Annotated in this window: 19 protein-coding genes; 9 read left to right on the top strand and 10 right to left on the bottom strand. The window is 73.4% G+C overall.

The annotated features are described in order from the left end of the window. Window positions 1–89: 89 nt before the first annotated feature. Window positions 90–1,082, bottom strand: a complete 993-nt coding sequence (locus tag ACZ3X1_RS32880; protein ID WP_356815307.1) for a zinc-binding dehydrogenase — start codon at window positions 1,080–1,082, stop codon at window positions 90–92. 90 nt (window positions 1,083–1,172) lie between these two features. Between ACZ3X1_RS32880 and ACZ3X1_RS32875 the strand changes: the two genes are divergently transcribed. Beyond that, window positions 1,173–1,847 carry a pentapeptide repeat-containing protein gene (locus ACZ3X1_RS32875; RefSeq protein ID WP_467282603.1) on the top strand — a complete coding sequence of 225 codons (675 nt, stop codon included), beginning with the start codon at window positions 1,173–1,175 and terminating at the stop codon, window positions 1,845–1,847. Window positions 1,848–2,133: 286 nt separating this feature from the next. On the opposite strand, the gene ACZ3X1_RS32870 is transcribed toward ACZ3X1_RS32875, so the two are convergent. The 3 genes from ACZ3X1_RS32870 to ACZ3X1_RS32860 form a co-directional block, all read right to left on the bottom strand. Beyond that, window positions 2,134–2,637 (bottom strand): hypothetical protein, encoded by a 504-nt coding sequence (locus ACZ3X1_RS32870; protein WP_356815293.1) that lies wholly within the window; start codon window positions 2,635–2,637, stop codon window positions 2,134–2,136. A 74-nt stretch (window positions 2,638–2,711) separates the two neighbouring features. Further along, window positions 2,712–3,335 (bottom strand): response regulator, encoded by a 624-nt coding sequence (locus tag ACZ3X1_RS32865; protein WP_030031022.1) that lies wholly within the window; start codon window positions 3,333–3,335, stop codon window positions 2,712–2,714. Further along, window positions 3,332–4,522: a sensor histidine kinase gene (locus ACZ3X1_RS32860; RefSeq protein ID WP_467282600.1), complete on the bottom strand. Its 1,191-nt coding sequence runs from the start codon at window positions 4,520–4,522 to the stop codon at window positions 3,332–3,334. Before ACZ3X1_RS32860 ends, ACZ3X1_RS32865 begins: the two co-directional genes overlap by 4 nt. A gap of 333 nt (window positions 4,523–4,855) precedes the next feature. Here ACZ3X1_RS32860 and ACZ3X1_RS32855 point away from each other — a divergent pair, with 333 nt between their 5' ends. Both ACZ3X1_RS32855 and ACZ3X1_RS32850 read left to right on the top strand, forming a co-directional pair. Continuing rightward, entirely contained in the window at window positions 4,856–5,416 is a 561-nt protein-coding gene (locus ACZ3X1_RS32855) for a GlcG/HbpS family heme-binding protein (RefSeq protein WP_356815296.1), read from the top strand. 44 nt (window positions 5,417–5,460) lie between these two features. Beyond that, window positions 5,461–6,861: a M1 family metallopeptidase gene (locus tag ACZ3X1_RS32850; protein ID WP_467282707.1), complete on the top strand. Its 1,401-nt coding sequence runs from the start codon at window positions 5,461–5,463 to the stop codon at window positions 6,859–6,861. A gap of 33 nt (window positions 6,862–6,894) precedes the next feature. Here ACZ3X1_RS32850 and ACZ3X1_RS32845 read toward each other — a convergent pair whose 3' ends face one another. Further along, window positions 6,895–7,419: a GNAT family N-acetyltransferase gene (locus ACZ3X1_RS32845; protein ID WP_467282598.1), complete on the bottom strand. Its 525-nt coding sequence runs from the start codon at window positions 7,417–7,419 to the stop codon at window positions 6,895–6,897. 153 nt (window positions 7,420–7,572) lie between these two features. Beyond that, a complete protein-coding gene (locus ACZ3X1_RS32840) occupies window positions 7,573–8,148 on the bottom strand; it encodes a TerD family protein (RefSeq protein WP_030031143.1) in 576 nt (191 codons plus the stop codon). A gap of 157 nt (window positions 8,149–8,305) precedes the next feature. Between ACZ3X1_RS32840 and arfB the strand changes: the two genes are divergently transcribed. Next, a complete protein-coding gene (gene arfB, locus ACZ3X1_RS32835) occupies window positions 8,306–8,731 on the top strand; it encodes an alternative ribosome rescue aminoacyl-tRNA hydrolase ArfB (protein ID WP_356815298.1) in 426 nt (141 codons plus the stop codon). Between the two features lie 56 nt (window positions 8,732–8,787). On the opposite strand, the gene ACZ3X1_RS32830 is transcribed toward arfB, so the two are convergent. Continuing rightward, window positions 8,788–9,354: a flavin reductase family protein gene (locus ACZ3X1_RS32830; RefSeq protein WP_362633675.1), complete on the bottom strand. Its 567-nt coding sequence runs from the start codon at window positions 9,352–9,354 to the stop codon at window positions 8,788–8,790. 302 nt (window positions 9,355–9,656) lie between these two features. On the opposite strand from ACZ3X1_RS32830, the gene cdgB reads away from it, so the two are divergent. Beyond that, window positions 9,657–11,405 (top strand): diguanylate cyclase CdgB, encoded by a 1,749-nt coding sequence (gene cdgB / locus ACZ3X1_RS32825; RefSeq protein ID WP_356815300.1) that lies wholly within the window; start codon window positions 9,657–9,659, stop codon window positions 11,403–11,405. A 68-nt stretch (window positions 11,406–11,473) separates the two neighbouring features. Beyond that, window positions 11,474–12,505, top strand: a complete 1,032-nt coding sequence (locus ACZ3X1_RS32820) for a CBM35 domain-containing protein (RefSeq protein WP_467282595.1) — start codon at window positions 11,474–11,476, stop codon at window positions 12,503–12,505. A 28-nt stretch (window positions 12,506–12,533) separates the two neighbouring features. On the opposite strand, the gene ACZ3X1_RS32815 is transcribed toward ACZ3X1_RS32820, so the two are convergent. The 3 genes from ACZ3X1_RS32815 to ACZ3X1_RS32805 all read right to left on the bottom strand — a co-directional run bounded on the left by ACZ3X1_RS32815 (window position 12,534) and on the right by ACZ3X1_RS32805 (window position 15,647). Continuing rightward, window positions 12,534–13,451, bottom strand: coding sequence for a 1-phosphofructokinase family hexose kinase (locus tag ACZ3X1_RS32815; RefSeq protein ID WP_467282593.1), 918 nt, complete (start codon window positions 13,449–13,451; stop codon window positions 12,534–12,536). Between the two features lie 112 nt (window positions 13,452–13,563). Further along, window positions 13,564–14,715 (bottom strand): N-acetylglucosamine-6-phosphate deacetylase, encoded by a 1,152-nt coding sequence (nagA, locus tag ACZ3X1_RS32810; protein ID WP_362633684.1) that lies wholly within the window; start codon window positions 14,713–14,715, stop codon window positions 13,564–13,566. Then, entirely contained in the window at window positions 14,715–15,647 is a 933-nt protein-coding gene (locus tag ACZ3X1_RS32805; RefSeq protein WP_356815309.1) for an ROK family protein, read from the bottom strand. The genes nagA and ACZ3X1_RS32805 overlap by 1 nt, the downstream gene beginning before the upstream one ends. Window positions 15,648–15,823: 176 nt before the next feature. On the opposite strand from ACZ3X1_RS32805, the gene ACZ3X1_RS32800 reads away from it, so the two are divergent. From ACZ3X1_RS32800 to otsB, 3 genes are read left to right on the top strand one after another with little or no spacing between them, the layout of a single operon-like run. Then, entirely contained in the window at window positions 15,824–17,122 is a 1,299-nt protein-coding gene (locus ACZ3X1_RS32800) for an extracellular solute-binding protein (RefSeq protein ID WP_356815304.1), read from the top strand. A gap of 43 nt (window positions 17,123–17,165) precedes the next feature. Continuing rightward, on the top strand, window positions 17,166–17,402 hold the full coding sequence (locus ACZ3X1_RS32795) for a DUF3263 domain-containing protein (RefSeq protein WP_356815305.1): 237 nt from the start codon (window positions 17,166–17,168) through the stop codon (window positions 17,400–17,402). 39 nt (window positions 17,403–17,441) lie between these two features. Then, the gene (otsB, locus tag ACZ3X1_RS32790) at window positions 17,442–18,308 is read left to right on the top strand and encodes a trehalose-phosphatase (RefSeq protein ID WP_390078831.1); all 867 of its coding nucleotides are present in this window, start codon (window positions 17,442–17,444) and stop codon (window positions 18,306–18,308) included. Window positions 18,309–18,486 lie beyond the last annotated feature (178 nt).

Below are 18,486 nucleotides of genomic sequence, written 5' to 3'. Positions count from 1 at the left end.
AGCCACAACTGGCTTGGTGTGCAGTGTGGTTGAGCCGGCTGTCCGTGCCGGAGCGTGCCGTGTTCGAGCCGCCCCTCGCCCCGTCGGGGTCACGGTTCCAGGACGACCTTGCCGGTGGTGGCGCGGTTCTCCAGGTCGCGGTGGGCGGCGGCGGCTTCGGCGAGTGGGTAGCGGCTCAGGGCGGGCCGGAGCCGGCCGGCGGCGGCTTCGGCGAGGGCGCGGGTTTCCAGGAGGCGCAGGGGGTCGTCGCCACCGGCCCGCTGGAGCATGGCGGAGCCGAGTACGCCCTGGGTGGTGATGCCACGGGCGGTGAGATCGGCGCGTTCGGTGTCGGTGAGGTCGAGGGGGCCGCCGGACCAGCCGAAGACCAGGTGCAGGGCGCCGGGGGCGAGCAGGCCGAGGGCGGTGCGGGCGGTGTTGCCGCCGACGGAGTCGAAGAGGACGCTCGCTCCGCCGGGGTGGTGGGCGCGGACGGCGTCGGCCCAGCCGGGGTCGGTGTGGTCGAGGGCGAGGTCGGCGCCGTTCGCGGCGGCCCGGGCGGTCTTGGCGGGTCCGCCGGCGAGGGCGATCACGGTGGCGCCGGCGTTCTTCGCGTACTGGACGAGCAGGGTGCCGATGCCGCCCGCGGCGGCGGGGACGAGGGCGACGGAGCCGGGTCCGAGGTCGGCGAACTGGAGGATCCCGAGGGTGGTGCGGCCGGTGCCGATCATGGCGACGGCCTGGGCGGGGTCGAGGCCGTCCGGTACGGGGTGCAGCCGGCGGGCGTCGGCGACGGCGTACTCGGCGTAGCCGCCGGGGGCGAAGCCGAGGTGGACGACGACGTCGCGGCCGAGCCAGGCGGGGTCGGTGCCGGCTCCGAGGGCGTCGACGGTGCCGGCGACTTCCCGGCCGGGGACGGTGGGCAGTGCGGGGAGCGGGGCGGGCGGGCCCTGGACGCCGCGGCGGAGGCTGGTGTCGAGGAGGTGCACCCCGGCGGCGGCGACGGCGATGCGGACCTGGCCGGCGGCGGGGGCGGGGCGGGCGGTGCGCTCGTAGGTGAGGTTCTCGGCGGGGCCGAAGGCGTGCAGGCGGACGGCGTTCATGGTCGTGGGCATGGGTTCAGGCTGCGACCTCGACTTCGGTTGAGGTCAAGAGCGCGGGCCGCTGTCAGTGCGGTCGGTCACGATGGAGGCATGGTGCGAAACGTGCGGCAGCAGTCGGTGAAGGCGGCGCGGAGGCCGGAGCTGCGGCTGCCGGACCTGGCGCGCTGGGAGGGGCCGGAGCTGGAGCCGGACGGGGACTACGACGGGCTGGAGTTCGCGGACCTGGACCTGGCGGGGCAGGAGGGGATCGGGGCCCGGTTCATGGACTGCGCGCTGCGGCGGTGCACGCTGGACGAGGCGGGGCTGGCCAAGGCGCGGCTCCTGGATTCGGTGCTGGAGGGGGTCCGGGGGGTGGGGACCGACCTGTCGGGGGCGTCGCTGCGGGACGTGGAGCTGGTGGACGCCCGCCTGGGCGGGGTGCAGCTGCACGGGGCCGGGCTGGAGCGGGTGGTGGTCCGGGGCGGCAAGATCGACTATCTGAACCTGCGGAAGGCCCGGTTGAAGGACGTGGTCTTCGAGGGGTGCGTGCTCGTGGAGCCGGACTTCGGGGGCGCGGTGTTGGAGCGGGTGGAGTTCCGGGACTGCGCGCTGCGCGGTGTGGACTTCAGCGGGGTCCGGATGGCGGACGTGGATCTGCGGGAGGCCGCCGTCCTGGAGATCGCGCGGGGGGTGGACGCGCTGGCCGGGGCGGTGATCAGCCCGGCGCAGCTGTTCGATCTGGCCCCGGCGCTCGCTTCCCAGCTGGGGGTGCGGGTGGTGCCGTAGCCGGGGCGGGGCTGTGGCGGCCGAGCAGCCGGCTGTCCGGAGGGGCGCACTGCGAGCGGGGGTTGTTCCGGCACGGCGACAATCCGGGATACGTGCGGGGCATGCTGGCCTGGTTCGCCGAGCACGAGCCGCTCTACCACAGCATCACCGACTACTGCCCGCACGGCGTGTGGCAGGCGGGCAGAACCCGCGCTCGGCACAGGTGTTCCGGGAGTCCCTGTCCGGCGGACGGCTCTCGGCCCTGCGAACCCTCCTGGCCCCCAGACCCTCCAGGGGGCCCCAGGCCCTACGCCGGGACGCGGGGGAAGCGGGCCTGGAGGGTCCAGACGGCCGGGTTGTCGGCGAGGCCGTCGTGCATGTCGATCAGGTCCGCGAGCAGGTCGTGCAGGAAGTCGCGGGCTTCACGGCGCAGCAGCCGGTGGCTGAAGGTCAGCGGGGCCTCTTCGGCCGGCATCCAGTCGGCCTCGACGTCGACCCAGCCGAAGCGGCGCTCGAAGAGCATGCGGTCCGTGGACTCGGTGAAGTCGATCTCGGCGTACTGGCGTTTGGCGGAGCGACTGCCGCGCGGGTCCTGGTCGAGCTGCTCGACGATGTCGCACAGGGCCCAGGCGAAGTCCAGTACGGGCACCCATCCCCAGGCTGTGGACACTTCGCGGTCCGCGTTGGTGTCGGCGAGGTACACGTCCCCGCAGAACAGGTCGTGGCGCAGCGTGTGGACGTCCGCCGAGCGGTAGTCGGTCTGCGGGGGGTCGGGGAAGCGCCGGGAGAGGGAGTAGCCGATGTCGAGCACGTACCCGATGGTGTCACGGGTCCCCGGGGGCCCCCACCCCGGACCGGTGGGAGGGACGGGCCGGGAGGGGCGCGTCAGGAGGGCAGGAGGCGTTGTTCCTTCGCGACGGAGACGGCGCCCGCGCGGGTGTCGACGCCGAGCTTGTCGTAGATGCGCCCCAGGTGGGTCTTGACCGTGGCCTCGCTGATGAACAGGGCGCGGGCGATGTCGCGGTTGCCCAGGCCGCGTGCGAGCTGTCCGAGGATGTCGAGCTCGCGGTCGGTGAGGGTGGGGCGGCTGCCGCGCATGTGGGCCATCACGCGGCTCGCGACCGGCGCGGAGAGGGTGGTGCGGCCCTGGGCGGCCGAGTGGATCGCGGCGAAGAGCTCCTCGGGGCGTTCCGCCTTGAGGAGGTAGCCGGTGGCGCCCGCGCCGATGGCCCGGGTGATGTCCGCGTCCGTGTCGTAGGTGGTGAGGACGAGGACGTGCGGGGGCTGCGGGAGCGCGGTGATGCGGCGGGTGGCCTCGACGCCGTCGATGCCCTCGCCGAGCTGGAGGTCCATGAGGACCACGTCGGGGTGCAGCTTGGCGGCCAGGGCGACCGCCTCCTCGCCGCTGCCCGCCTCGCCCAGGACCTCGATGTCGGGTTCGCTGCCGAGGAGGGCCAGGAGGCCGGCGCGGACCACCACGTGGTCGTCGCAGAGCAGGATCGTCGTCATGGAGCGGGCTCCAGGGGGATGGCCGCGGAGAGGACGGTGCCCTCGCCCGGCGTGGATTCGATGGTCAGGGTGCCGCCCAGCTGGCGGACGCGGGCCCGCATCGCCGGTAGGCCGTGTCCGCGCCCGTCGGCGTCCGTGCGGGGTTCGGTGAAGCCGTGGCCGTCGTCGGCGATGTCGAGCACCACCTGGTCGCCGAGGAAGCTGAGGGTGAGTGCGGCCGTACGGGCGCCGGAGTGCTCCCGGACGTTGGCGAGGGCGCCCTGGGCTATCCGCAGCAGGGCGGACTGGATGCGGTCCGGGAGGGGGGCCGGGGCGCCTTCGAGGTGGAAGCGGACCTCGATGTCGGGGCCGGCGTCGAGGGCGCGCAGGGCGTCGGCGAGGCCGGCGCCGTCGGCGAGCTCGGACGGGGCCAGGTCGTGGACCAGTCGGCGGGCCTCGGCGAGGCCGTGCGCGGCGATGCCGGTGGCGGTACGGACGTGTCCGCGGGCGGTGGCGGGGTCGGTGTCCCAGGTGCGGTCGGCGGCCTGGAGCAGCATCTGCTGGCTGGAGAGGTTCTGGGCGAGGGTGTCGTGGATCTCCATGGAGAGCCGCTGGCGTTCCCCGAGGGTGCCTTCGCGGCGCTCGGTGGCGGCCAGCTCCCGGCGGGTCCGGATCAGGTCGTCGATCAGCGCGCGCTGGGCCTGGGCCTGGCGTTCCATGTGGACGAAGACGGCGGTGGCGAGTGCGGCGACGGCGGGCGGGGCGAGGAGCAGGTTGGGGTCGAAGGACTGGGACAACTGGAGCTGGGCGGTCACGACGAAGGCGGTGAGGAGGGCCACGAGGACGACGGCGGCGCGCGGGGGGAGGGTGCGCAGGGCGGTGAAGAAGAGGGGTACGGCGCACCAGGCGAAGCTCGGCGCGAGGACGACCAGGACGACCCAGGTGGTGACGACCAGGCCGAGCCAGAGGAGGCGGCGGCGGGTGGGGGCGGCGCCCAGGGCCGGGCCGAGTACGTAGAGCAGGGCCAGGGTGATGCTGAGGGCGAGGACCCAGGGGGTGCGGGGTTCGCCGGGGTGGCGCAGCAGGAAGCGGGCCACGGAGGCGCCGAGGAGGAGGAAGAAGGCGGTGTGCGCGACCGTCGCCAGTGTGCGGGTGTCGTCGCGCGGCGGGGCGGGGGTCACGGGGTGGGTGCTCCTCGGTCGGGGCATGCGTCCATTGTCGGCTGCCGCACCGTTGCGGCGCCGTTGCGGGGGCGCTGCCCCCGGGCCCCCCGCGCCTCGAACGCCGGCGGGGCCGGGGTGGTGCCGGCGGGGTTGGGATGGCGTCGGGGTGCGGGTCTGACCAGCAAATACCGCGCCGGGGGCGATGCGCATCGGCCGATCGGCCGACCCCTGGGTCAGCCGGTGCGGTGGGCGGGGCGAGCCGGTCCGGGGACGGGGTGGCGGGGGGTGCGGGGACAGGCTTGGAGCAGTGAAGGAGCCGGTCCGACCGGCCCGGACCGCCCCGAAGCCGTCAGCGTGTCACCGTTCTCAGGAGCAGAGATGAACACCCGCACCCGCGTTCTCACCGGTACCGCCCTCGCCGTCGCCCTGGGCGCCGGAGCCTTCGGTGCCGTGAGCGCCAGCGCGACCCCCGCCTCCACCACCGCCCGGGCCGCGGCCGTCGCGGGGAAGACGGACGGCCCGAGCGACAAGGACTTCACCACGACGACCCACCTGACCGTCGACGCCGCCACCCGCGCCGCCCAGGCCGCCCTCAAGGCCGCCGCGGCGGAGAACCAGAAGGTGACCGTCGCGGTGGTGGACCGCAACGGCAACACCATCGTCACCCTGCGCGGCGACGGCGCCGGGCCGCAGTCCTACGAGTCGGCGCAGCGCAAGGCGTACACCGCCGTGTCCTGGAACGCCCCGACCTCGGTTCTCGCGGGCCGTCTGGCCCAGGCCCCGAACCTGAAGGACATCCCCGGCACCCTCTTCCTCGGTGGCGGCACCCCGGTCCAGGCGAACGGCGCGCCCGTCGCCGGCATCGGTGTGGCCGGCGCCCCGAGCGGCGACCTGGACGAGAAGTTCGCCAAGGCCGGCGTCGACGCGCTCGGCAAGTAGCGAGAGCGGTTTGCCCGCTTAGGATCGGGTGCGTGGACCAGCGCATGCTTCCCCGCCTCGCCGCCCCTGCCGTCGCCGCCCTGCTCGCCGTCACCACGGCGTGCACGGGGGGCCCGGTGCAGGGGCGGCCGGGCGCGTCGGGGCTGCGCGATCCGTACTTCCCCAAGGCGGGCAACGGCGGCTACCAGGTCGAGCACTACGCGCTGGACCTGGACTACGACCCCGCCGACGGGGTGCTGCACGGCACGGCCGTCATCACCGCGCGCGCCGATCAGGGGCTCAGTTCCTTCAACCTCGACCTCAGCGGCCTGCGCGTGGAGGACGTGAGCGTCGACGGTGAGAGGGCCCGGTTCAACCGGGCCGGCAACGAGCTGACCGTGCGCCCGGCCGACGACCTGAAGAACGGCCAGGTCTTCCGCGCGGAGGTCGACTACAGCGGGCGGCCGAAGGCCCTCACGGACGCGGACGGCTCCAAGGAGGGCTGGATCGCGGGCGAAGACGGCGCGGTCGGCGTGGGAGAGCCGGTCGGGTCGATGACCTGGTTCCCCGGCAACCACCATCCCAGCGACAAGGCCGCCTACGACATCACGATCACCGTCCCGCACGGCTACGAGGCCGTGTCGAACGGGGAGTTGAAGTCCCGGACCGAAGCCGGCGTCGGGCGCACCCAGTTCGCGTGGCACAACCCGGAGCCGATGGCGAGCTACCTGGCGACCGCCGTCGTCGGCCCGTACAAGGTGACCACCGGGCGTACGCCCTCCGGGGTGGCCCTCTACAACGCGGTGTCGCCGGAGGAGGCGGCCGCGAGCGAGCGTTCGCTGGCGCGGCAGTCGGAGATGCTGGAATGGGGCGGCCGCCGGTTCGGCCCCTACCCCTTCGGTACGGCGGGCGCGGTCGTCCTGCCCGCCGGGACCCTCGACTACGCGCTGGAGACACAGACCAAGCCGGTGTACCCGGGTGCGCCCGAGGACGAGGCGCTGGTGCTGCACGAGCTGGCCCACCAGTGGTTCGGCAACTCGGTGTCGCCGAAGACCTGGAAGGACATGTGGCTCAACGAGGGCTTCGCGACCTACGCCGAGTGGCTGTGGGACGAGGACCACGGCGGCCCCACGGCGCAGGAGCACTTCGACGCCGTCCTGACCGGTGACACGGACGTCGACGAGGCCGCCGGATCCGACTGGGCCGCCTTCCCGCCGGCCGACCCGCCCCGGCCGCAGGACATCTCGGCGAGCCCGGTGTACCAGCGCGGCGCGATGGTCCTGCACCGGGTCCGGCAGGAGGTGGGCGACGAGAAGTTCTTCGCCCTGCTGCGCGGCTGGGCCGCCGACCACCGGCACGGGAACGCCGGTACCGCCGACTTCACCGCCTACGCGCAGACGCGGACGGGCCACGACCTGAAGAAGGTCTGGGACGTCTGGCTGTACGGCAAGGACCGCCCGCAGTAGGTCCGCCGGCCAGGGGGGCGCGGCAGGACCTCGCTACGCGGCGTCGAGTGGTTTGCGCAGCACCGTGCAGTCGCGGCCCCGTTCGCGGTCCTTGGCGCGGCGCACGGGGGAGTAACCCTGGGAGCGCCAGAAGGCGAGGCCCGTGGGGTGGTCGTCCAGTACGGCGATCCGTACGCCGGCGCGTCCGGCGGCGCGGAAGCGGTCCTCGACCAGGGTGGCCACGGCGCGGCCGTGGCCCTCGCGGTGCGCGGTGGCGTCGATGAGCAGCAGGCCGATCCAGGGGTCGTCGTCCCCGGGGGCGGCGGCAGGGTTGTGGGCCAGGGTGGCGGCGAGGCCGAGGAGGCGGCCGGCGCTGCGGGCGAGGAGGATCTCCGCGCTGTCGTGGGCGAGTTCGTCGGCGAGGGCGGCCGCGACCTGTTCGACGGTGATGCGGTTCGGATCGGGGAAGTCGCCGCTGAGTTCGAAGAACGCGTGGTTGGTCGAGTAGAGGGCGGCGATCTCGGTCAGGACCGGGCCGGGGAGGGCGCCGTCCACGGGGACCAGCGGTTGGAGGATCACCTGTGGAACGGTAGCGAAGCCCCCTCCCCGGACGGCCGGGAGGGGGCTTCGCCCCGCGCTGGTGTCCGCGGGTCCGCTCAGCGGCGGACCGGCGGTCGGCGGATCCGGCGGATCGGGCGGATCCGCCGGGTCAGGCAGGCCTGTGGAGCCGGCTCAGACGTTGACGCCGAAGTCCTGGGCGATGCCGGTGAGGCCGGAGGCGTAGCCCTGGCCGACCGCGCGGAACTTCCACTCCGCGCCGTTGCGGTAGAGCTCGCCGAAGACCATTGCGGTCTCGGTCGCCGCGTCCTCGGAGAGGTCGTAGCGGGCGATCTCGGCGCCGCCGGCCTGGTTCACGACGCGGATGTAGGCGTTGCGGACCTGGCCGAAGTTCTGGCTGCGGCTCTCGGCGTCGTAGATCGAGACCGGGAAGACGATCTTGTCGACGTCGGCGGGCAGGCCCGCGAGGTTGACGTTGATGGCCTCGTCGTCGCCCGCGCCCTCGCCGGTGCGGTTGTCACCGGTGTGGACGATGGTCTGGTCCGGGGTGGACTTGTTGTTGAAGAAGACGAAGTGGCCGTCGGAGACGACCTTGCCGGTCGCGTTGACGGCGATGGCCGAGGCGTCGAGGTCGAAGTCGACACCGGTGGTGGTACGGACGTCCCAGCCGAGACCGACCGTGACGGCAGCGAGGCCCGGGGCCTCCTTCGTGAGCGAGACGTTGCCGCCCTTGGACAGGCTGACAGCCATGGGAATGTCCCTTTCCTCATCCGACATGCACGTACAGGCGGTCAAACTACCGCTGACCTCTATAACGCGACGAGAGGCCTGTCGGGTTCCCGTCGTGAATTCCGGTCGGCGGCAAATGCGGGTGACGCGGGGCGGGCGGGCACGGATCATAGGGGGCATGCCTGGTCCTTATGTCATCCGCGGTTCGGTCGCGCTCCCCGAGGGGGAGCTCTCCTGGCGTTTCTCGCGGTCCTCCGGGCCCGGCGGGCAGCACGTGAACACCTCGGACTCGCGCGTGGAGCTGCTGTTCGACCTGGCGGCGACCAAGGCGCTGCCCGAGGTCTGGAAGGAGCGGGCGCTGGAGCGCCTCGCGTCCCGGCTCGTGGGCGGGGTGGTGACCGTACGGGCCTCCGAGCACCGCTCGCAGCTGCGCAACCGGGAGATGGCGCTGGTCCGGCTGGCCTCGCTGCTGGCCGAGGCGACGGCGCCGCCGCCCAGGCAGCGCCGGCCGACGAAGATCCCGCGCGGGATCAACGAGCGGCGGCTGCGGGAGAAGAAGGCGCGGGCCGAGACCAAGCGGGGCCGCACCGGCCGGGACTGGTAGCCGCGGCGGAACCTCCCCCGCGGCGGGACCCGCCCGGGGCGGGGCCGGGGGCCGGCTCAGGTCAGGTGACGGTAGCGCCCGCGGAAGTACGTCAGCGGCGGGGAGTCCGGGGACGGCAGCGCGGCCGTCAGGACCCGGCCGATCACCAGGGTGTGGTCGCCCGCCTCGACGCGCTTCTCCGTACGGCACTCCAGGGTGGCGAGGGCCCCGCTCAGCAGGGGCGCGCCGGAGGCCTCGCCGCGTACGTACGGCAGGTCGGCGAAGAGCAGCCGGTCGCTGATGCGGCCCTTCATGGCGAAGCGGCCGGCGATCTGGAGCTGGTGGTCGGCGAGGACGGAGACCGCCCACAGCGGCTGCTCCGCCAGCAGGTCGTCCATGCGGGAGCCCTCGCGCAGGCTCACCAGGACCAGGGGCGGGTCCAGGGACACGGACATGAAGGCGGTCGCCGTCATGCCGACGTCCTCGCCGCGCGGGCCGTCGGCCGACAGCGGGGTCTCGTGGGCGGTGATCAGGCACACACCCGCGGCCAGCCGGGACATCGCGGCGCGGAACTCGTCATTGCTCACCCCCTCAGCATGGGGGTTCGCGTCGGGCGGGGCGGCTACGGGGGTCGTCTTCAGCACGTTGAAACGCTAATCTCGCCCTCCCGTACGGCACATCGGGCCCTGGTCCGAGTCGCGTCCCCACCCCTCGGCCTAGGCCTCCGGCGTATCGTTTGCTCACGAGAAGGCGGGGGAGCGCTCCCAGCCCGAACCCCCTCTACGCGCACCGTTATTCATCTCATGTGACTTGAGTCACAGAGGGCAAGATTTGTTGACCCTGTGTACCTGCCGCACAGCTCACTGTGATTCAGTGGACGGGACACCGCAACGAAACGCCGATGACAAACCTGGAGTTGCTGTCGAGGTCTCGGGGAGAGCGAGCAATGGAGACCGAGTCGGAGCCGTACGTCCGTCTTGCGACCCTGCGGCAGCTGCACCGGGTGGTGGCCGATCTCAATACGGCCCGGAGCCTGGCGGACACTCTGCAGACCGTCGTGGACGGCATCGTCGTGGGCCTCGGCTATGAGCTCGCCTGTGTCAACCTCGTTCGCCCGGACGGCGATCTGGTCGTCGCCGCCTTCGCGGGCGACCCCGCCGCGGAGGCCCTCATCACAGGTCGCGTGGGGTCCCGCGCCTCGTGGGAGCGCCGTCTGACGATGGGTGAGTGCTGGGACGGGCTCCGCTTCATCCCGCACTCGGAGGGCTGGGTCCTCCTGGAGGACGACGTCCCCCAGTGGCACACCGACGGCCCCGATCCGCGCTTCGAGGACGAGTGGCACCCCGAGGACCGGCTCTACGCGCCCATGTATGCGTCCGGCGGGGAACTTCTGGGTGTCATTTCGGTGGACAGACCGCGCAACGGCCGCCGGCCCGGTGCCTGGGGCCGTGAAGCGCTCCAGATGTACGCCTTCCAGGCGGCGATTGCGATCAGCAATGCCAGACTCCGAGCGAACATGCAGCGCGCCCTCGTCCGGCTGGAGCGCGAGCAACAGGCGCTCCGCGCAAGTGAAGAGTCGTTCCGCCAGGCCTTCGAGTACGCCCCCAGCGGCATGGCCATCGCCGAGATGGGCGGGGACCAGCACGGCCGGCTGCTGCGCACCAACGACGCACTGTGCCGGCTGCTCGGCCGCCCCGCCTCCGTACTGCGCCGCTACTCCTTCTCCGACCTGGTCCACCCCGAGGACATCGGCACCCTGCTGCGCACCTCCGCCGAGGGCGGCCGCGCCGAGCTGCGCCTGGGCCGCCGGGACGGCACGTACGTGTGGGTCTCGCTGCGCAACTCCGTCGTGGCGGACGCCGCCGACGGGCCGCGCTTCCTGCTCACGCACGTCGAGGACATCGAGGAGCGCAAGCGCCACGAGCTCCAGCTCGCCCACCGGGCCAGCCACGACTCGCTGACCGGCCTGCCCAACAGCGCCGAGCTGCGGGCCCGGCTCGGCGCGCGGCTGTGTCGCAGGCCCCAGTCCGCGCGGGCCAGCGCGATCGAGGCCCTGGACGCGGCCTTCGAGGGGCGTGACGCGCACGGCGGGCAGGCCGCCCAGGTCGGGCACGACGGGTACCAGGTACGGGCGGAGGCGGGTGGTGCCGGTGAGCACGGCTTTCAGCCCGACGGGCCCGACCGGTACGGCGGGGGTGATCCCTTCGACTTTCCCGGCGCGCCGACCGCTCCGACGGACGGGCCGTACGACCACCACGTCCACACGGTGGCGCCCGCGACGGACGTCGACGACGGGACGAAGGGGCTCGCGGTGCTCTTCTGCGACCTCGACGGCTTCAAGTCGATCAACGACCGGTTCGGGCACCACACGGGCGACGCGGTCCTGATCGAGGTCGCCCGGCGGCTGACGACGGGCGTCAGGGACGGTGACACCGTCGCCCGGCTGGGTGGTGACGAATTCGTCGTCCTGGCCGACGGCCTCGGCGCCGCGGACGCCGCGGACCTCGCCGTCCGGCTGCGCAACGCGATCATCCCGCCGATCCGCGTGGACGGCCGTGCGGTGCGTGTCGGCGCCAGTTTCGGCATCGGCTGGGCCAGCTGCGGGATGTCGGCGGACGAGGTGCTGCGCTCCGCCGACCAGCGGATGTACATCGAGAAGAGGTCCCGCTCCAAGGCGCACCGCCGGGCGGGCTGAGACGGTCTGTCGCCCGTATGTGCACCTGTTCGGGGTAGGCTCCCGGGGGTCGAAAGGAGTGACCTGCGATGACGACGCCCGCGAACAACGGCCCGCACGGTGGGGCGAACACGCCCGAGGACGATGATCCGTTCGGCTATCTCTACGCGGACGGCCAGTCTGCCGGAGCCGCCCCGCCCACGTCGGGCGGCGGGTACGGCTACCCGGGCGGGGCGGCCGGCGGTCACCCAGGTGCGCAGCCCGGTGTCCCCCGTACCTCGCACCACCAGGTGCGGACGGTCGGCGAGCGCAGGAACGGCGGCGGCCAGCGCGGCCCCGTACCGCACCAGCAGAGCCCCGCGCAGCAGCCCCCCGGCTACCAGGCCCAGTACCAGGCCCCCGAGGCGCTCCAGGCGGGCGGCTACGGCGTTCCGCCACAGCCCCAGGCCGCGCAGACCCAGACGATCGGGCATGCGGGCGGGCACGGCGGCCGCGGCGGCGCCTCCAGCCGGCGCGGTCTGCTGATCGCGGCGGTCGCGGTGGTCGGCGCGGTGGTGATCGGCATCGGCGCGGCCCTCGCCTTCGGCGACAAGGACAAGGGCGAGGACAAGGGCAAGGACACCGCGAACGGCGGCCAGCAGTCGGCGGCCCCGCAGAACCCGGCCAGCCCCACCCCGAGCACGAAGCCCACGCAGGTCCAGCTGCCGAAGGCGGACTTCGGCGGCAGCGGCATGTCCCTCACGGGCGGTGCGAACCTGCAGAACACGCTGCCGGGTGCGAAGAGCGAGAACGGTCAGTACGTGACCGGGCTCAACGCGGTCGGTGCGGCGGCCACTTGGTCGGTGGACGTCCCGAAGACCGGCAAGTACAAGCTGAAGATGACCTACGGGGTGCCGGGCAAGGACGCCAACACCACGCTGACCGTCAACGGTGAGGCGCAGACGCGGCCGGTCAACATGGCGAACTTCTCCAAGGCCGCCCCGGGCGACTGGGCCAAGGGGTGGACCAACACCTACTCGCTGGTGGACCTCAAGCAGGGCGCCAACACGATCAAGATCTCGTGCGAGGCGGGCAACCAGTGCGACGTCGTCCTCGACCAGCTGTGGCTGGAACAGGGCTGATCCGCTCCACCGCCGCCAAGGGCAGCCCTCAGGCGGGCGTGACCTTCACCGACCCCCGTACCTCCTCGTAGGTGCGGGGGTCGAACTCTCCCGCCACCGGGGCGAGGACCGTGGCCGCCGAGAGGGCCACCGCTCGGGTGAGGCGGGCCGGCCAGTCCAGGCCCTCCGCCAGGGCGGACAGCAGGCCGGCGACGGCGGAGTCGCCGGCTCCGGTGGGGTTGCCGGACAGCGGGCGCGGCGGGGCCGCCTGCCAGGTGCCCTCGGCGGTGGCGGCCAGCAGGCCGCCCGGGCCCAGTGAGGTGACCACCGCGTGCGCTCCGCGGCGGCGGGCGTCACGTGTCGCCGGGAGCGGGTCGCGGGAGCCGGTGAGCTCGGCCAGCTCGGCGGCGTTCGGCTTGATGATCTCCGGGCGTGCGGCGACCCCGCGCCGCAGGGCCTCGCCGCTGGTGTCCAGGAGTACGGGGACGCCGGCCGCGCGGGCCACCCGTACGAGCACCGCGTACGCGCCCACGGGTACGCCCGGCGGGAGGCTGCCGCACAGGGCCACCGCTCGTACCCGGGCCACGAGCTCCTCGTAGTGCATGAGGAACCGCGACCACTCGGCGGGAGTGATGAGCGGGCCCGGCTCGTTGAACTGCGTGGTGTCGCCCGAGGCTTCGTCGACCACGGCCACGGTGCGGCGCGAGGCGCCCTCGCAGGGCAGCAGCGCGTCCACCACCCCGGGGGACATGGCCAGCATGTTCTGCACGACGGAGCCGACCGGACCGCCGGCGAAGCCCGTCGCGGTCACCTTGTGGCCGAGCGCGGCCAGGACGCGGGCGACGTTGAGGCCCTTGCCGCCGGGCCGTTCGGTGACGGTGGTGACCCGGTGCGAGGCGTGCGGAAGCAGCCGCGGCACGCGGTACGTGACGTCGAGTGCGGTGTTGAGCGTCACGGTCAGGATCATGGGCACTCCCGGGTCTGTTGCTGCCGGGATCATGCCAAACGCGAGGCGGTCGGCCCAGTCCCACGGGGCGACCGCCTCCGCTCGTCCAGCCGCTTGGCCGTCAGGGCCGCCCTCAGGGGCCGGGGCTGACGACCCATTCGCCGCGCCGCATGACGCCCCGGACGTCGAAGGCTGCGTCCAGGACGACGAGGTCCGCGTACTTGCCGGGCTCCAGCGAGCCGATCTCGTCGTACAGGCCGATCAGCTTGGCCGGGTTGGCGGAGATCGCCTGGACCACGGACTCCACCGGCAGCTTGTCGAGGGTCACCGAGCGCTTGAAGGCGGTGTCCAGGGTGAGCGTCGAGCCGGCGATGGAGCCGCCCTCGACGAGGCGGGCCACCCCGCCCTTGACCTCGACCTCCAGCGGGCCGAGGTGGTAGGTCCCGTCGCCGAAGCCGGCCGCGTCCATGGCGTCGGTGATCAGCGCCACACGGTGTGCGCCCGCGTGGTGGAAGGCCAGTTCGAGAGCGGCGGGATGCAGGTGGGTGCCGTCGTTGATGAGCTCGACGGTGATCCGCTCGTCCTCCAGGAGGGCGGCGATCGGGCCGGGTTCGCGGTGCGCGAGCGCGGGCATCGCGTTGAAGAGGTGGGTGGCCACGGTCGCGCCCGCGTCGATGGCGGCGCGCGTCTGCTCGTAGCTGGCGTCGGTGTGGCCGATCGCGGCGATGACCCCGTGTTCGGCGAGCAGTCGTACGGAGTCCAGGCCGCCCGGCAGTTCGGTGGCCAGGGTGAACATGCGGGCTGCGCCGTGGGCCGCGTCGATGAGCTTGCGGACCTCGGCCGGGTCGGGGTCGCGGAGCAGGTCCTCCTTGTGGGCGCCCTTGCGGCAGGGGTTGATGAACGGCCCCTCGAAGTGGATGCCTGCGATCTCGCCCGCTTGCGTCAGCTCGGCCAGCAGCCCGGCCCGCCGGGCCAGTTCGTCCAGGTCCCCGGTGACGGTGGAGGCGACCAGGGTGGTCGTGCCGTGCGCGCGGTGGGTGCGTACGCCCTGGAGCACGTCCTCGGCGGTGCCGGAGGTGAACGAGGCGCCGCCGCCGCCGTGGTTGTGGATGTCGACGAAGCCGGGGACGATCCAGTGCCCGGTCAGGTCGACGATCCGCGCGCCCTCGCGTGCGCTGCCGGCGATGCGGTCGCCGTCGACGATGACCCGGCCGCCCGCCACGGTCCCGGTGGGCAGCACCACCCTGGCGCCGGAGAGAACAGTGCTGTGTGCGCTTCCGGACATCAGGCCGGTACCTCCGTGGCGAGTAGGTCCCAGGCGAGCAGCCCTGCGCCCAGGCAGCCGGCGGTGTCCCCGAGGGCCGCCGGCACGATGTGGGGGAGCCGCTGGAACGTCACGCGCTCCTCCACGGCCTTGCGTAGTGGTGTGAACAAGGTTTCCCCGGCCTCGGCGAGCCCGCCACCGATGATCAGCGTCCGGGGGTCCAGCAGAGTGATCGCGGTGACCAGGCCGTCGGCGAGGGCTCCGACGGCGGCCAGCCAGACCTCCCGGGCGCGCGCGTCGCCGGATTCGACGGCCTTGGCGCAGTCGGCGGCGTCGGCCGCCGGGTCGCCGGAGGCGGCCGCCCATGCGCGGCTGACGGCGGCCGCGGAGGCGAGGGTCTCCAGGCAGCCGCGCTGGCCGCAGCCGCAGTCGGGGCCGCCGGGGCGGACCACGATGTGCCCGATCTCGCCCGCGTACCCGTGGGCGCCGGCCTCGATGCGGCCGGCGATGCCGATGGCGCCGGCGATACCGGTGCCGAGCGGCACGAAGAGGAAGCGGTCGGCGCCCCGGCCGGCGCCGATGCGGCCTTCGGCGAGCCCGCCCGTGCGCACGTCGTGGCCGAGGGCCACGGGGATGCCGCCGAGGCGTGCGGTGAGCAGCGCGCGCAGCGGCACGTCGCGCCAGCCGAGGTTCGCCGCGTAGACGGCGATCCCGTGGTCGGCGTCGACGATGCCCGGGACGGCGACCCCGGCGGCCGAGGCGGCCCGCCCGAAGCGTTCCCGGCCGGTGGCGAGGAGCTCGGCGGCGAAGTCCTGGATCGTCTCGACGACGGCGTCGGGGCCCCGCTCGCGGCCGGTGGCCCGGCGCGCTTCGTGCAGCAGGGTGCCGTCGGCGGCGACGAGGGCGGCCTTCATCCCGGTGCCGCCCACATCGAGGGCGATGACGTGTTTCACGGGTTTCACAGAGACAGTCTCGCGTGCTCGGCGGGGAAAGGTCTAGTCCATTGGGAGGGATTGTTGAGTGACCATACAAATCGGACGTGCTGGTGGGGGGCCCGATGTGGACGAGCCGCCAAAGTGGTGTAGACCTTACGTGGATCGTACGTACAACTAGGGGTGGATCGATACCTGTGAAGGGCCGTTACCTGAGCCTGGCCGCGTCCGGCGCCGCGCTGTGCCTGACCGCCGTGACGCTGACGGGCTGCGGAGCCGTCGGCGGACTCACCGGAGACAACGAGGTGACCCTGCGGGTCGTGGCGGCCGACTACGGGGACAATCTGCAGAACTCCTCGGCGGCCTACTGGAAAGACCTGGCCGCCGGCTTCCACAAGGACAACCCCGGCATCAAGGTCGAGGTCAACGTCTTCTCGTGGTCAGAGGTCGACGCCAAGGTCGCCGAGATGGTCAAGGCCGGCAAGGCCCCCGACATCGCGCAGATCGGCGCCTACGCCGACTACGCCGCCGCCGGCAAGCTGTACTCCACGGCCGAGCTGCTCTCGGTGAAGACCGAGGCCGACTTCCTCGCCCCGCTCGCGGACGCCGGGAAGGTCAAGCAGACCCAGTACGGCATGCCCTTCGTCTCCAGCACCCGGCTGCTCTTCTACAACGAGAAGCTCCTCGCCGACGCCGGCGTGATCGGCAAGGACGCCAAGGGCTGGCAGCCGAAGAGCTGGGCGGACCTGGAGGCCGCGGCCAAGAAGCTCAAGGGCGCGGGCGTGCCCACCCCCTTCGCGCTGCCCCTGGGCCGCGAGGAGGCGCAGGCCGAGACGATGATGTGGATGCTCGCGGGCGGCGGCGGCTACACCGACAACGAAGAGGGCTACGCCATCGACTCCGCCGACAACGTCAAGACGCTGGAGTTCCTGCGCGACAAGATGGTCGGCCAGGGCCTCACCGGCCCCGTCGAGCCGGGCAAGCTGGACCGCCAGGCCGCCTTCGAGGCCTTCACCAAGGGCGAGGTCGGCATGCTCAACGGGCACCCGACGCTGATGAAGCAGGCCGAGGCCAAGGGTGTGAAGTTCGGCATGGTCGCGCTGCCGACGTCCGACGGCTCCCAGCAGCCGGCGATGGGCGTCGCGGACTGGGTCATGGCCTTCAAGAACGGCCACCGCGCCGAGTCCGGCAAGTTCCTGGACTACCTGTACCAGCCGAAGAACGTGACGGCCTTCACCGAGAAGTACGACCTGCTGCCGGCCACCACCACCGGCTACCAGGCGAAGCAGGCCGCGACGAGCGGTCCTGCGCTCCAGCTGAGGCCCTTCCTGGCGGCGCTGCCCAGCTCGCGCCTGTACCCGGTCGGCAAGAAGTCGTGGGCGGGCGTCAGCGAGGACATCAAGCAGAACATCGGCAAGACCGTCCAGCCCGGCGGACAGCCCGCCAAGGTGCTGGAGGACATCGCCACCGCGGCCCGCGCGGCGGACCCGCGCTGACCCGGCGCCGCCGTCTGTCGGACGGCGGCGTTAATCTGGCGGTATGACGGACGAGGGGCAGCTGACGGCCGCGGAGGCCGCGGTGCTCGCGTACGAGGGACGCACCTGGCCGGGGCCCGGAGCCAAGGAACGGGCCATACGGGAAGGACTGGGGATGTCCCCCGTCCGCTACTACCAGCTGCTCAACGCGCTCATGGACGACCCGCGGGCACTGGCCCACGCCCCGGGCACCGTCAACCGGCTGCGCAGGATCCGCGAAGCCCAGCGAGCACGGCGATAGCCGTAGCCGTCGTCCCGCCGGGCCGTTAGGGTCGTGCGTATGGGGAGCCATCCGCACGACCTGCCGATGCCCGTCAGCGCTGCCGGACGCGAGGGGCTCGAAGCCCTGCTCCGCGCACCCCGCCGCTCTGTGGTCGCCCTGGACTTCGACGGCACCCTTGCCGACATCGTCCCGGACCCGGACCAGGCCCGGGCACATCCCGAAGCCGTTCCCGCGCTTTCGGCCCTCGCCCCCGAGGTGGACTCGGTGGCCGTGGTCACCGGGCGGCCCGCGAGCGTCGCCGTCCGCTACGGGGGCTTCGCCGGGGTGCCCGGACTGGAACACCTCGTCGTCCTCGGCCACTACGGCGCCGAACGCTGGGACGCCGTGACCGGCCTCGTCCACGCCCCCGCCGAGCACCCCGGGGTGGCGGCCGTGCGGGCCGAACTGCCCGGCTTCCTGGACGCGATCGGGGCCTGGCGCGGCACCTGGATCGAGGAGAAGGGCCGGGCGCTCGCCGTCCACACCCGGCGCGCCGAGGACCCGGCGGCGGCCTTCGCGGCGCTGCGGGAGCCCCTGACCGAGCTGGCCGCCCGGCACGGGCTGATGGTCGAGCCGGGGCGGGCGGTACTGGAGCTGCGGCCCCCGGGCATGGACAAGGGCGTCGCCCTGACGGAGTTCCTGGCGGAGCGGGACGCCGAGACGGTGCTCTACGCCGGGGACGATCTGGGCGACCTCGCCGCGTACTCGGCCGTCGAGAAGCGCAGGGCCGACGGGCTGCCGGGGCTGCTGGTGTGCAGCGGCTCGGCGGAGGTCCCCGAACTCGCCGCCCGGGCCGACCTGGTCCTCCCAGGACCGGGCTCCGTGGCTTCCTTCCTGGCCGCGCTGGCCCGGGCCGTCGCGACCTCCAGCCCCTCCGGCGTTTGAGGAGCGGGGTCCGGGGGCGGGGCCCCCCGCCGCGGCGCCGGGGGGGGGGGGGGGGGGGGGGGGGGGCGGCGCGGGGGCGGGGGCCGCCCCCCCCGGGGGGGGGGCCCCCCCCCCCCGCCCCCCGGGCCGCCCCCCGCGCCGGGCGCCGGGCCCGGGCGCCCGCCCCCCCCGCGGCCGG

Source organism: Streptomyces sp. NPDC023541 (assembly GCF_055559995.1).
This window is presented reverse-complemented; position numbering and strand designations above follow the sequence as displayed.

Excerpts from the sequence above, each read along its gene's own strand:
- ACZ3X1_RS32880 (WP_356815307.1), bottom strand. The coding sequence starts at position 1,082 with ATGAACGCCGTCCGCCTGCACGCCTTCGGCCCCGCCGAGAACCTCACC.
- ACZ3X1_RS32860 (WP_467282600.1), bottom strand. The coding sequence starts at position 4,522 with ATGCCCCGACCGAGGAGCACCCACCCCGTGACCCCCGCCCCGCCGCGC.
- ACZ3X1_RS32820 (WP_467282595.1), top strand. The coding sequence starts at position 11,474 with ATGACGACGCCCGCGAACAACGGCCCGCACGGTGGGGCGAACACGCCC.
- ACZ3X1_RS32815 (WP_467282593.1), bottom strand. The coding sequence starts at position 13,451 with ATGATCCTGACCGTGACGCTCAACACCGCACTCGACGTCACGTACCGC.
- arfB (WP_356815298.1), top strand. The coding sequence starts at position 8,306 with ATGCCTGGTCCTTATGTCATCCGCGGTTCGGTCGCGCTCCCCGAGGGG.
- ACZ3X1_RS32850 (WP_467282707.1), top strand. The coding sequence starts at position 5,461 with ATGCTTCCCCGCCTCGCCGCCCCTGCCGTCGCCGCCCTGCTCGCCGTC.
- ACZ3X1_RS32875 (WP_467282603.1), top strand. The coding sequence starts at position 1,173 with ATGGTGCGAAACGTGCGGCAGCAGTCGGTGAAGGCGGCGCGGAGGCCG.
- nagA (WP_362633684.1), bottom strand. The coding sequence starts at position 14,715 with ATGTCCGGAAGCGCACACAGCACTGTTCTCTCCGGCGCCAGGGTGGTG.
- ACZ3X1_RS32840 (WP_030031143.1), bottom strand. The coding sequence starts at position 8,148 with ATGGCTGTCAGCCTGTCCAAGGGCGGCAACGTCTCGCTCACGAAGGAG.
- otsB (WP_390078831.1), top strand. The coding sequence starts at position 17,442 with ATGGGGAGCCATCCGCACGACCTGCCGATGCCCGTCAGCGCTGCCGGA.
- ACZ3X1_RS32865 (WP_030031022.1), bottom strand. The coding sequence starts at position 3,335 with ATGACGACGATCCTGCTCTGCGACGACCACGTGGTGGTCCGCGCCGGC.
- ACZ3X1_RS32795 (WP_356815305.1), top strand. The coding sequence starts at position 17,166 with ATGACGGACGAGGGGCAGCTGACGGCCGCGGAGGCCGCGGTGCTCGCG.
- cdgB (WP_356815300.1), top strand. The coding sequence starts at position 9,657 with ATGGAGACCGAGTCGGAGCCGTACGTCCGTCTTGCGACCCTGCGGCAG.
- ACZ3X1_RS32855 (WP_356815296.1), top strand. The coding sequence starts at position 4,856 with ATGAACACCCGCACCCGCGTTCTCACCGGTACCGCCCTCGCCGTCGCC.